At 66.2% G+C, this 12,523-nt stretch carries 12 protein-coding genes and 1 pseudogene; 8 read left to right on the plus strand and 5 right to left on the minus strand.

Annotated elements, in window-relative coordinates:
• Positions 1–759: 759 nt before the first annotated feature.
• The 4 genes from ON39_RS36435 (at position 760) to ON39_RS36450 (ending at position 3,654) form a co-directional block, all read left to right on the plus strand.
• The gene (locus ON39_RS36435) at positions 760–1,092 is read left to right on the plus strand and encodes a hypothetical protein (RefSeq protein ID WP_040740952.1); all 333 of its coding nucleotides are present in this window, start codon (positions 760–762) and stop codon (positions 1,090–1,092) included.
• Complete coding sequence (locus ON39_RS36440; RefSeq protein ID WP_040740953.1) at positions 1,089–2,348, plus strand: BAR domain-containing protein; 1,260 nt, start codon at positions 1,089–1,091, stop codon at positions 2,346–2,348. Before ON39_RS36435 ends, ON39_RS36440 begins: the two co-directional genes overlap by 4 nt.
• Position 2,349: 1 nt before the next feature.
• On the plus strand, positions 2,350–2,976 hold the full coding sequence (locus ON39_RS36445; protein WP_040740955.1) for a hypothetical protein: 627 nt from the start codon (positions 2,350–2,352) through the stop codon (positions 2,974–2,976).
• A 75-nt stretch (positions 2,977–3,051) separates the two neighbouring features.
• The gene (locus ON39_RS36450) at positions 3,052–3,654 is read left to right on the plus strand and encodes an RDD family protein (RefSeq protein WP_246003162.1); all 603 of its coding nucleotides are present in this window, start codon (positions 3,052–3,054) and stop codon (positions 3,652–3,654) included.
• Positions 3,655–3,957: 303 nt separating this feature from the next.
• On the opposite strand, the gene ON39_RS36455 is transcribed toward ON39_RS36450, so the two are convergent.
• Positions 3,958–5,364: an alpha/beta fold hydrolase gene (locus ON39_RS36455; RefSeq protein WP_255219329.1), complete on the minus strand. Its 1,407-nt coding sequence runs from the start codon at positions 5,362–5,364 to the stop codon at positions 3,958–3,960.
• 400 nt (positions 5,365–5,764) lie between these two features.
• Positions 5,765–6,301, minus strand: coding sequence for a TetR/AcrR family transcriptional regulator (locus ON39_RS36460; protein WP_083894904.1), 537 nt, complete (start codon positions 6,299–6,301; stop codon positions 5,765–5,767).
• A gap of 98 nt (positions 6,302–6,399) precedes the next feature.
• Here ON39_RS36460 and ON39_RS36465 point away from each other — a divergent pair, with 98 nt between their 5' ends.
• The gene (locus ON39_RS36465) at positions 6,400–7,305 is read left to right on the plus strand and encodes an NmrA family NAD(P)-binding protein (RefSeq protein WP_040740958.1); all 906 of its coding nucleotides are present in this window, start codon (positions 6,400–6,402) and stop codon (positions 7,303–7,305) included.
• A gap of 654 nt (positions 7,306–7,959) precedes the next feature.
• Here the strand turns inward: ON39_RS36465 and ON39_RS36470 are convergent.
• On the minus strand, positions 7,960–8,760 hold the full coding sequence (locus ON39_RS36470; RefSeq protein ID WP_040740969.1) for a helix-turn-helix transcriptional regulator: 801 nt from the start codon (positions 8,758–8,760) through the stop codon (positions 7,960–7,962).
• A gap of 103 nt (positions 8,761–8,863) precedes the next feature.
• Here ON39_RS36470 and ON39_RS36475 point away from each other — a divergent pair, with 103 nt between their 5' ends.
• Both ON39_RS36475 and ON39_RS36480 read left to right on the plus strand, forming a co-directional pair.
• The gene (locus tag ON39_RS36475; protein WP_040740961.1) at positions 8,864–9,718 is read left to right on the plus strand and encodes an oxidoreductase; all 855 of its coding nucleotides are present in this window, start codon (positions 8,864–8,866) and stop codon (positions 9,716–9,718) included.
• Positions 9,715–10,407, plus strand: coding sequence for an SDR family NAD(P)-dependent oxidoreductase (locus ON39_RS36480; protein WP_051187552.1), 693 nt, complete (start codon positions 9,715–9,717; stop codon positions 10,405–10,407). The genes ON39_RS36475 and ON39_RS36480 overlap by 4 nt, the downstream gene beginning before the upstream one ends.
• Before the next feature lie 185 nt (positions 10,408–10,592).
• Here the strand turns inward: ON39_RS36480 and ON39_RS36485 are convergent, their stop codons facing one another.
• A complete protein-coding gene (locus tag ON39_RS36485) occupies positions 10,593–11,183 on the minus strand; it encodes a TetR/AcrR family transcriptional regulator (protein ID WP_040740962.1) in 591 nt (196 codons plus the stop codon).
• Positions 11,184–11,273: 90 nt separating this feature from the next.
• Here ON39_RS36485 and ON39_RS36490 point away from each other — a divergent pair, with 90 nt between their 5' ends.
• A complete protein-coding gene (locus tag ON39_RS36490; RefSeq protein WP_040740963.1) occupies positions 11,274–12,206 on the plus strand; it encodes an alpha/beta fold hydrolase in 933 nt (310 codons plus the stop codon).
• On the opposite strand, the pseudogene ON39_RS36495 reads toward ON39_RS36490, so the two are convergent.
• Positions 12,178–12,523 (minus strand): annotated as a pseudogene (locus ON39_RS36495) (quinone oxidoreductase family protein); the annotation flags it as partial. The gene ON39_RS36490 and the pseudogene ON39_RS36495 sit on opposite strands and share 29 nt — an antisense overlap.

Raw genomic sequence — 12,523 nt, forward strand, 5'->3', positions numbered from 1 at the left:
TCCATGGTTCGCCAGTCACGCAACTGTTCCCCGGACTCGCCAATCCCGCAGCGACGCCCCCGGACTCCCTGCCCCGCTCGCCGGTTCCGCAGCCGGCCCGCGGATCGCCGGTGCGCCGACCCAAAGCCGCAGCCGCGTCCCGGTCCCCCTCCTCGGCTTGCCGATCTCGACACCGCACTCCCGGATACCCCTCCTGCTCACCAGTTCCGACGCCGCGCTCCCGGCCCCCTCCGTGGTTCGCCAGTCCCGAAGCTGCGGCCCTGGTCGCTCGCCAGTCCCGCAGCCGCGGCCATGGACCCATCCCGGTACGCCGGTCCGAAGCCGCCGCCTCGGTGCACAAGACTCGATGCCGCGCACCCGGACCCCCGCCCCGGCGCTCCGGTCCCAAAGCAGCACCCACGCACTCCATACATGTTGAACCCAGGCCCGACGCCGCGTCGGCACCCGCACCAGATCCGATGACGAGCGCCATCCTCCCGCCCACCATGCGACGCTAACTGACGCCGGCGGGTTGGCAGAGGGCGCCGATGATGTCCGTGGGCGCGCGGCCGAGAAGGTCTGCGACCACATCGCCAGGAAATCGAGGAGCGGTATCTCGGACGTCCCCGGATCATGGCTACTGCCGCAATGGAACCGTTGGCGTGTTCGGTGCGTCTAGAACTGGTATGACCCGTATTCGCAACGCATCCCGATCAGCCGCACCGGATTCCCATCTCTCGGCATGGCCGGCGGTGCGTTGAGGTGGCGACCCTACTATCGGTGGATATCGACGTGCTGACCAAAGCCGTTCAGGGCCTGCGCAATGCCGAAACCGTACTTACCGAGGCCATGAACGCGATGGCCAAAGATGGCGGCAACCCCGATATCGGCACCACCGAACTCGACAACGCGGCCGACAGCTTCCAACGCCGCTGGCACTTCGGCATCGAACGCATCGGCGAGTCCGCTTCCGTCGCTGCCGAAGGCGTCGCCGCCTGCCTCGACGCCTACCAGAAACTCGACACCGCCTTCACCGACATCCTCAAAACGGGTGCTGGAGCTTTCGACGGGCAAGCAACGCAACTGCCGACCTCGCCCGAGGTCGTCATATGAGTGGCGAAAACCGTTACCCCAGTCTCGGCTTCAATCCTGTCCCTGGACTACCCGGCAACGTCGCCACCCTGCGCGGCCAGATCAACACCGCCTACCTCGCGGTCCAGGAAACGAACACCACGCTCAACCGCCTGCGTGACAGCAACGGCGACGCCTGGAAAGGCGACGCGGGCAACGCCTTCCGCGCGGGCTTCGACGCCACCCTTGGCCAGGACCTCAGATACGCGCAGAGCTCGCTGGAAAAAGCAGTGGGCTTGATGGACGAGTGGTACACAGACATCGTTGCTTACCAGGAGACGGCCAAGGGCCTGGAAACCGAAGCCGCAGCGGCGCTTACAGCCCAGAACCAGGCAACCACCGCCCTGCGTCAGGCTCAGTCCAACCCCGACCTGCAACTGGCGAATAAAACCTTCGACGATCCGACCGAACTGGCCAACGCCCAAACTCGCCTCAACAGCGCAGTAGCACAGGTCAACTCGGCTCAGACCGCGGTCGACGATGCCAGCGGTACCCTCGCCGCCATCCGTCAACGCGCTATTGCCCTGCAAACCGAGTACAACACAGTCGCCCGCCGCATTGCCACCGAACTCGACTCCGCCGGAAAAGACTTCGCTCCCAGCCCGCCCGACAAGAGCATCTGGGACCGAATCAAAAGTTTCGTCAGCAGCGTCGGCGACTGGATCGAAGAACATCGCGACATGCTGGCGACCATCTCAGCCGTGGCAGGGTTGCTCGCGTTGGTTACTCCGCCACCGATCAGCGCCATCGCACTGGGGGTTTCGCTGGTTGCGGGCGCTGCGGTGTTGGGCTCCGACATAGCCGATCCCGAGCTCAGGAATAACCTCCTCCATGGCAGCTGGAACGAAAAGCTGAGTGCAATCGGGACTTACACCGGCGACGCAATTTCTTTGCTTCCGGGCGCCAGCGCGCTGGGGAAGGTTGGCACCGTGGCGACGCTCGGCGACAAAGCCGCCGATGTGGGCCGGCTGGAGGGCATAGCCAATGCGTGGGTCAACGGCGCAGCCAATCCGGGCCTGGTCGCCAATACTCTCGTCAAGAACAACGTGGGAAATATCGCCAGTAGGTTGGACGATTACGGGCTCACAAACGGTGTCCACAGAATGCTGCAGAACACCGGAGCGGCCGGGATACAAACTCTCCCCAGTACTGAAACAGCACTGGGCGTACTGAGCCGGGCTGGAAGCTCACTGGGCAAGGCGGGCACCTGGGGCCTCCATAGTGTGACGGGAGAGTGACATGGACGTCGACCACTCGATCCAGGTGACAATTCCGCCCGGATACTACGAAATGCCGTTGGCCGGCAACGGTTTGCTGGAATCGACTCAACCGCTGATCGAAGAAGCATTGCCGGAGCTTCGCGAAGATATACCCAAGGTTATCGGCACGTTGAGCTTCCTGCTATCCGTCACTGCGGCAAAGAACACCGTATATTGCGGAATCGGAATACATGCATCCCCCGGGGGCACACAGTTGACCTCCTGGCTGACCATCTCCGCCCTGCGAGGGGAACCGAGAAACCCGCGACGGGTAGTGCACGACCTGGCGAAAGACAAACTGTCCGAGGAGGTTCCATGGACTGTCGCACCCCTGGAACTCGCCGACCGTCCGGTACTTTTCTCGGAGAAGGTGCACAGCTACCCTGCGCCGGATCTCACGCACCTGCCCGGCTCCGCAGCTTCTGTGCCGATCTACCAGGCGGAAGTCCTCGTGCCCTCCGATGACGGGTCGACCATCGCCGTCATCGAGTTCTCCACTGGCTCCGCCGACGATGGCCCACGCTTTCAGGACATGCTGCTGGCGATGGTCACCACGCTCAGGTTCGTGAGAGCCGAGAAGCGCACAATGTCGTCGCTCGACCTGTGATGGTGCCGGCATCAATGGAGATCACCGGCGATCAACGGCGACGTTCGATACGCCGATAAGTCAAGGATGTACTCGATGCCGAACTCTTCGTATCCGCCCGATAACTCCGACCAGCCGACGCCGGCAGCACCGAACCTGCGGCCCCACACTGAGTTTCACCAGGATCCCGACGACGCCTTTCGCCGACGATGGTCCGCCGCCGGGCCTGCTCCCAAGCCGATTCCGCACGGCGCCAGGAATGATCCGCGCTACCCATCACCGCGCAGACTCCGTCGAGTGCTCGCGTTTGTGGTCGACTGGTCCTTGCACGTCGGAGCAGCGGCCGCGGTGGTTGTCGCGGGCAACGGACGTGTTCCATTGGTCGGCCTCGTTGCCGTACTGGCCTGGCTGGCAGCGTCTTTCCTCAACCGAGTAATCATCCAGGCAGTGGTTCACACTACCGTCGGGAAAGCGCTGTTCGACCTGCGCGCGATCACTCCGGATGAGGGCCTGTTCCCGTCGTTCGGCAGGCTGACGAAAAACTGGCTTCTGAACCTGCTCCTCTTCGTTTTCGCCACGCTGTCCTTCCAAGGCGACGCGGCGTGGCTCGCCGACGTCGACAACGAATTCCTCCGCGCCGTGCGCCGACGCGACATCGTGCGGCACGCGCACCGGCCGAACCCAGCCACCCCGACCTGATGCCTGTCTCATCAGCTTCGGTCCTGGATTGATAGCGACGCGGCACGTGTAGTCAACACAGTGAGGATCGCGGTCTTGGCACCACCGCGACCTTGGTGCAACTTCACGGCATCGCATTACCTAGCGCGGCAAAGCTTTTGGCTGGCACCGCCGATATTCATCGTTTCACCGGCCGCGCCGATTCGCGCCCTGGATTTCACCATGGACGCAGCGTCCGAGAGCCGGTTGGGTGCGCGCACGGCATCCGCGCGCATGCTTGCAGATCGACGGCGTCGTGACATTGCGGGCTGGTCCGGTTCGACGTCATCGTCTGCATTGTCCGCGACTCAGTGTCGCGGCGAACCCGCTGCGCTGGGTGCACAAGGTATGCAGGTGGGGCAGGCTGTAGCGCGACCAGGTGTGGCGCAAGGCGGCGGTGAGGAGCGCACCAGGAATCCAGAATGGCGTGTCGAATTCGATGCGGTAGTCCAAGCGGGTGGTCGCGCTGGTGGTGGTCAGCAGCAGGCGTCCGCGGTGGCGGCGTACGGGGCCGCTAATGGTGCGGTACTCGATCAGGTGCGGGCGCTGGTGGGCGGTGATCTGTTCGCGGATGGGCCAAATCCCAAGGGCGCGTTGGGCTCTGACACTACCCCGCCCGTTGGGTATGGCGGGAACGAGACCATCGCGTGCGCGGTGCTGGCGCACCGGCCACAGGTCGGCCCAGCGGTCGGTGAGCAGGTCGAACACGGTGTCTATATCGGCGTCGAGATCGACGGTGAACTCGAGTCGATGCCGACGCGGTGCGGTGTCGGCGGGTTCGGTTGCGGTCAAGGCGTTTTGGGTGGCGCTGCGGGTGATCAGCCAGTCACGCAGGAACGGGAACACGTCCTCGGCGGCACGGGGATGCAGCAGTGGCGAGGCGTGGGTGTGGTTGATGGCGAAGCCGTTTCGCCGCGACAGGGACTGCACGCGTAGATCACGTGAGCCGCACGCACGCGCGAGGCGGCGGCAGGAACCGGGCGGGGCGATGAGATCAAGTGGACTGGTCGCCGCCAGTATCGGCACCTCGGCGACGGCGCCCAGCATGGCGCTGATGCATGAGTGGCGGCGTTCGGCGCCGGCCCAGTCGATCGCATCGGCCAGCGCCGCACTCGATTCGTCTTCCGGACCCAACCGCAGTGCCCGGGCGGGAAACACCGTGCCCCAGCGCCGGGAGGAAAGGACGGTGCGCACGATCGGATTGGTCAGCAGCGCGACCTCGACGGCGGCGCTGACCAATATCAATCCGGCGACCTGGTCTCGGTCCAGAGTTTCGGCGACCGCCCGCGCCACGAGCACCCCGCCGAAAGAGTGGCCCACCCAGAATGCCGGTGCGGCAGTGGTTTTCGCGACGAGCCGCTGCACCGCCGGCAGATCGTGGCGCAACGCCTCTTCCCAGCCTGTTCGAACTTCCGCAACGGGCTCGACACCGCCGACCCCGCGGCGCTCCACCACCCACACCTCGAATCCCGCCTGCGCCAGCACCGCGGCCAAGCCGCCACCATCAGGCCACAAATACAGTCGCCGGTTGTCGAAAGTGCCTGGTATCAACACAACCGGCTGCCCGCCGGAGTGGCCGAGGCGAGTCACGCGGAAGCGGCCGCCATCGCCAGCGGTCACCACCGCCGAGCTGCTACCGTTGACACCCTGAGCGGTCCACTCACCACAGACCGGCTCGCCTACCGCAGCCATTCGCGTTCCTCTCCAGAAAGCTGGTCAATTGACCAGTTCGTGAGGTCGATAGTGCAGCACCTTCCCGGCGATGTCAGCCCGGCTACCAGACCGTCATGAAACATCACAGCAGGCCGAGCTGTCGCGCAGTGACGATTCAGAACTCGTCGAGCCCGATACCGCGACAAACACCGGTCGTGGCATTGAGTTTCGGTGAATTCCGACGTCACTCAGGGACACTTTTGGGGGCGGGTGAATCCGCAGAATTTTACGTCACCGCGACTGCGGGGTGGGAGATACGAGCACCGGTGAGCGCACTCGAGGCAACCGGAGAGAGCCGTCCCTTACGCCTCGCCGACGGGGTCGAGTTCACCTGTGCGCGTAGATGTTTAGATCCCGCCTCGAGCAGTCGCGAGTCCGATCACAGACCTGCGGCAACGATGCGGAACACCCGCCGTGCTCGATGAGGATCGCCACCGGCGGCCAGTGACACCGCATTGGTGAGCGTGAGCAGATCGTCGAGATCGACCGGCTGAGTGAGTGTGCCTGCCGCAGTCGCCGCGTCCAGTAGGTGCGCGGCGGTGCGCCGGATCAGTCCGTGACAGCCACCGACGGGTGGCGTGTCGGTGGCGAGAGCTTCGGCCAGACCCCGGGTTTCGGTGGCGTAGGCCGCCAGATCCTCCAGCCATCGGTTCAGCGCGGTGCGGCTGTCGGCACGAGCGGCGATGTGTTCGGCGCGAGCGCACAGTTCGGTGATCCCGTGGTGGAAGACCTCATCGAGCAGGGCTCGCCGGGAGGGAAAGTGGCGGTGCAGGGTGGCCGAGCCCACACCGGCTCGGCGCGCGATCTCTTCCAACGATGCCTCGGCGCCGTCTCGTGTGACTACCTCACGGGCCGCGGCCAGCAACTGTTCGTGATTGCGGGTCCAGTCCGCGCGCGGCGCGCGAGACGGGCTCACGGTCACAGGCTTGCTCCGATCCTCGACAAACGGGGTGGGCCCCCATATTATCTTCCTTATAAGTGGGGTACCACCCCATTTGCGAAGAGGGTGAGCACATGACGGAACTGCCAGCGGATGTGCTGGTCACTGGAGCGACCGGCCGCCAAGGAGGTGCTGTCGCAACAGCATTGCTCGATGCTGGTCGTCCGGTCAGAGTGTTGGTGCGCGATGCCGGATCTGCCCGGGCCCGCGCGCTGGCCACGAAAGGCGCGCTACTTGTCCACGGAGATTTGAACGAGCCCGACTCCCTGCACGCCGCGATGTCGGGCATCGGCGCTGTGCTCTCGGTCCAGACACCGGATATCACCGACCTGCTCGGCGATTCGGAGGATCGCCACAATCGCGCGCTGGTCGAGGCCGCACGGGCTGCCGGCGTGCGTCAGTTGGTGCACACGTCGGTATCGGGTGCCGGCATGCCGGGTCGTGGCGATATCGATCCGCAGCACTGGGGCGAGCACATGCGTCACTACTGGCGCAGCAAGATCTCCGGCGAGCGGCGCGTGCGCGAGGCCGGGTTCGAGCACTGGACGATCCTGCGGCCGGCGATCTTCATGGAGAACTTCGTGCGACCTTCGTTCTACTTCGCCGAGGGCGTATCGAATCGCCTCCTGTTCGCCGTCGATCTGGATGTGCCGCTGGCGTTCGTGACGGTGCGAGACATCGGCACCGCCGCCGCGGCCGCGTTCGCCGACCCGGCGCGGTTCCACGCGGTGGAGCTGGACCTGGCCGGAGACCTGCTGACGTTCCGTGACGCCGCGCAGACTCTGTCGGAGGTGACAGGCACACAGATAGAACTGCCCGCGAGCCCCGAAGCGGCCATCGAGGCAGGCCTCGCAACGGAATTCGCCCGGTCACAACAGTTCACCAGCGCCCACCCAGCCCCTGCCCGCGCATCGACAGCGCACCAGTTCGGACTGCCGACAACATCATTCACCGACTGGGCGCGAGAAACCCTGGGCTGAGGAGCCTTCCGCCGCGACGGGTGTAGTGCCCGGTCGTGGCCCGGTGACTTCGGGGAGAGAGGCCCCGCTTTCGTGGTACCGCGGTGACCGAGCTCATCGGTCACCGCAGACGAGGCGAGGATCCGGCGGATGTCGGCACGAATCTGCTTGGGCACCAAGGTGACTGATCACTAGCGTGGGCGGGAGAAATTCTCGCGAGAATGGTTAGGGCACAGCGTATTTCCCGACCGCGTCGGGCGAGCGGCCTCCGCCGGACACCGCAAAGATAACGGAACGTAGATGCCCGATTCGACAAGCCTTGTGTCGCATTGGAATCCGCGCTCTCGAGCCTCCCGAATCCGCGACCGGTGAGGCGAGCTGTGGATGGCGCCCGTCCGGCGGTCGTTATGCTGACCTATCCGAAATTGACACTGCTCGACCTCGGCGGGCCCCAGCTGGTTCGAACCGATGCTCTTGCGGTTACGGGGGCCGGATTCGTCAAAGGAGGGTCACTCGGTGCCCATCCAGACGGATGTGCCCAGCGGCTAGTTAGAGACTGGGTCAGGATCAGATCCCGGCCGGGATCTGATCCAGGTGCCCGGTGGGGTGCTCTCTCAGCGGCTGCCAATTGAGGGCATCTCGAAGTAGCGGAGGGTCGGCGACTGCGTTCCAGGCTCAGGTGAGGCTTCGTAAGGCTCGGTCGTCGGCGCTGCCGGGTTGGGGAAAGTACACGTAGAGCATGTGCCCCTCCGGCCCGGCGACAGCGAAGGTTTCGAAGCTGAGGCGCACGATGCCGATGCCGTCGACTCGCAGCCGTTTGTCGCCGGTGACGCGGTCGTACACATCGTGCGAATCCCACAGTGCGCGAAAGGTTTCGCTGCGCTCGCGCATACTCGCGACGAAGGGGTCGAGTTCGGCGCCGCGGGCGCCGGAGGTGGCGCGCAGACCGGCGACGGCCTGCTGGGCGATGTCGGTCCAGTCGGGGTAGACCTCGGGTGCGCGTGGGTCGAGGAAGGTGAATTCGATCAGGTTGTGTCCGGGGCTCCACGCCGGGTTGAGCCGGGTGGCGAGCGCGGTGGCGGCCAGTACATCGCGGTTGGGGGCGACGACGAATGCGGGTAGGTCTGTCCAGCGGTCGAGCAGGGTGAGCACGCCCGGTCGCACGGTGTGGGCGGGCGCGGTGTCGGCCGGGGACAGTGGTGGTGTCGTGAGGGACCACAGGTAGGCCCGTTCGGTGTCGTCCAGGCGGAGCGCGTGGGCGAGGGCTTGGAGGATTTCGCGGGAGGGATGGCGGTCGCGACCTTGTTCGAGACGGGTGTAGTAGGAGGGGCTCAGTCCGGCTAACAATGCGAGTTCCTCGCGGCGTAGCCCGGTGACCCGTCGTCGGGTGGAGTCGACGACGCCGGCGGAGGCGGGGTCGATCCTCTCGCGACGGCTGCGGAGGAAGGAGCCGAGCGGGTTGTCGTCAGGTGCCATCGGCAGCGACTTTACCGCCGCGCGCATGCCCCGAAACTGACCCTGCGAGAGCCACCCTCACGGGGGTGTGGCACGCCCGTGCGCCCGCTGATGACATGGAGGCATGTCGAACGAAACACACGAATCGCCGGTGTGGCTGATCACCGGATGCTCGAGCGGTCTGGGCCGTGCCCTGGCCGAGCACGCTCTGAACCGGGGCGACCGGGTCGCGGTCACTGCACGCGACCGCGACCGGGTGACCGACCTCGCCGAGAGGCACGGCGATCGCGCACTGCCCCTCGAGTTGGACGTCACCGACCCCGCGGCGGTGACCGCGGCCGTTCAGGCGTGTGAGGATGCGTTCGGACGCGTCGACGTCCTGGTGAACAACGCCGGATACGGATACCTGGCCGCGATGGAGGAGGGCGAGGACGCTGCGGTCCGCGCCTTGTTCGAGACGAATGTGCACGGCGTGGTGACCGTCATCAAGGCGGTGCTGCCCGGTATGCGGTCGCGCCGTTCGGGGCGGATCGTCAATGTTTCGTCCTTCGGTGGGCTGGCCGCCTTCGCCGCAACCGGCTACTACCACGCGACGAAATTCGCCCTGGAGGGCCTGTCGGAGTCGCTGCACGCGGAGCTCGCACCTCTGGGCATAGCGGTGACGATCGTGGAACCGGGTGGCCTGCGCACCGAGTGGGCGGGGGCGTCGATGCGGCAGTCCCCTACGCGCCTGGACGATTACGAGCAGACCGCCGGCAAGCGCCGCGACGCCACACTGGCGGTATCCGGTCGCCAGCCCGGCGACCCGGCCCGGGCCGCTGCGGCGATCGCCGCGATCGTGGATCGCGAGGCACCGCCGCTGCGGCTGTTGCTGGGCTCCGACGCGCTCACCGGGGCGCGCACCCGTCTGGACCGCATGCGCGGCGAGATCGACGCGAACGAGGCGTTGACCAGGAGCGCGGATCTGGTGCAGGCATGAGCGAACACAGTGGGCTTCTCGCTACGAAGCGCGGCGAGGCGAATGCGTTCGTCGTGATCGGCGCCGGACCGGGGCTCGGCGCGGCGGCGGCGCGCCGGTTCGGCCGCGAGGGACACCCCGTCGGTTTGATCACCCGGAACACCGAACGCCTGGCGGCGATGGCCACCGACCTGAACTCCGAGGGCATTACGACGGCGACCGCAGCCGCCGATGTCACCGACGCGCAGGCGTTGACCGCGGCGCTGGACGCATTGCGCACCCGGCTCGGCCCGATCCAGGCTGCACTGTTCAGCCCGCGCCCGAGCCTGTCGTGGATCAAACCCGTGCTCGACACCGGCCCGTCAGACATTGCGAACGCCCTGGCATTGAACGTCGTCGCCGCCGCGGCAGCCGTCCGAGCCGTCCTGCCGGACATGCTCGACCAACGAAACAGCACCCTGCTGTTCACCACCGGCGGCGCCGCGGTCGAGCCGCATCGCGACCGTGCGGTGTCCGCGATCGCCTACGCGGCCGAGTCCGCCTATGTGCGCATGCTCCACGACGCGCTGGTCGACCAGGGCGTGTACGCCGCGCAGGTCACGGTCGTCGGGCCCATCGGCCCCGGTGCCCGGCACGAACCCGATGAGGTGGCCCAGCACCTATGGCGCCTCCACATCGAACGCGACCAGCCACTGCTCGTCCTGCGCTGACACCACCCCCGTCCACACCTCAGCTTTCCCAGATGCCGTGCAGCACAGCCGGTCTCGCTCACCCAGCGGGTGATGTCTACACGGCGATCCAACGCAGCGAAGGACCGCATGAGTCTTCGGCGAGCACCGAAGGTCCGGTTCGCCGCACGTAATTTCTGCCCGCAGCAAACACGGCACGTACGAACTCAGCTCCGATGAGACAAGGCCCGCGAGAACGCATTCAGGCTGATGCCGACGATCGTGCGGAGCTGCCGCTGATTCGCCCCGGCCCGGCTCATCACAGCCAGCGACTGGTTGACCGCCACAAAGTGCACGGCGAATTCGTCGACGTCGCCGGCGGTGAGCTTCGTGGCAATCAAGGCGTTGCGCAGCCGCGCCTGCTGCGAGGCGAGAGCGTCGATCGCTCGTGCTGCGATAGCGCCGCTCAGGGCCGGTATCGCCATCGTGGTCTGTGCGACCATGCATCCGTCGGGCACGTCCGGATCGGCGATGCGTTGCAGAGTGACGTCGAAGAATCCTCGCATTGCCCGCAACGGATCTTCGGCCGCGCTGGCGAGAGCCTGGTCGTACCGGTCGCCGTAGCGCGTGGCATAGCGGTCCAGGCAGCGCAGATACAGGGCATCCTTGTCGCCGAGCGAGGAGTAGATGGAACTGCGGTTCAGTCCGGTCGCCGCCGACAGGTCGTCCAGTGACGTGTCGGCGTACCCGGAACGCCAGAACTGGATCATCGCCGCATCGAGTGCGACGTCCACATCGAACTGCTTCTTTCCGGCCATCTCGCACGCACCTCGTTTCCAGGCCGGTTCGTCGCGGCCTCCCCCATCCTATCTTGAACTGAACAGTTCAAGATGTGTTAGCTTCGGAAGATGAACGACACCGCCACCACGGCCCACCGCCCCCTCGCCCTGCTGCCGCTTCCTGACATCGCAGGCTTTACTCATCGCTGGGTCGATGTGAACGGCGTCCGGCTGCATGCGGTCGAGGGCGGTCGGCCGAACGGTCCCGCCGTTGTTCTGCTCGCCGGATTCCCGCAGACCTGGTGGGCGTGGCGCACAGTGATGCCCGGGCTGGCCCTGCGGTTCCGCGTGATCGCGATCGACCTGCCCGGCCAGGGCCACTCCGACCGCCCACACGGCAGCTACGACACGCACACCGTCGCCTCGCTCGTCCAGTCCGCGGTGACCGAGCTCGGCGTGCCGAAATACTGGCTCGTCGCCCACGACATCGGGGCTTGGGTCGCCTTCTCCTGGGCCCTGAACCACGCCCAGCTGCTGCACGGCGTCGCGCTGCTGGACGCCGGCATTCCCGGAATCACCCTCCCGGACGCCGTCCCCCTTGATCCCGACCGAGCTTGGAAGACATGGCATTTCGCGTTCCACATGGTGCCCGATCTGCCCGAGACGCTGCTCACCGGCCGCGAGCGCGACTACGTGTCCTGGTTCCTGACTGCCAAAGCCTTGTACCCGGACACGTTCGACAGCGCCGAGATCGACCATTACGCCGCCGCCGTGGCGGCCGAGGATGGCCTGCGAGCGCTGCTCTCCTACTACCGCGACGCCGCGGAATCCGCGCGGAAGAACCATGAAGCGCTCGGCCGAGGACGCGTCACCGTCCCGGTCCTCGGTGTCTCCGCCTCCCATGGCTCCATCCCGGACATGGCCGCCTCTTTGCGTCCCTGGGCGGACCACACGCACGGCATCGTCATCCCCGGCGCCGGGCACTTCATTCCCGACGAACAGCCCGAGGCGATCGTCGACGCGTTGACCACGTTCATCGAGCGTGCCGACACGGCGAAGTGACGGGGGTCAGGACGATCCGTTTGCTGCTGTCGGCCGGTTGCGACCAGGCGCGTTCGACATCGGACAGCGAAATAGCCTCCGCCTCAACGGCGAACGTGCCGCGAGCGATCTCCGCCAAGATCTCCGAAACCTCGGCTGCCATCTCGGCACCGGTCAACGCCCCCTGCCCGCTGCCGATCACTTCGAGCCGTGACGACCGCAGGACACCTGCCGGCAGTGCCGCGCGGGCGCCGACCATCTCGCCGAGGTTGATCCACATCAGCGGACGGGCCGGGTCGGAGCGGGCGGCGACCAGAGCCTCCATCGTCGCGATAGCT

The organism is Nocardia tenerifensis NBRC 101015 (genome assembly GCF_000308715.1).
In the GTDB taxonomy this organism is placed as follows: Bacteria; Actinomycetota; Actinomycetes; order Mycobacteriales; family Mycobacteriaceae; genus Nocardia; species Nocardia tenerifensis.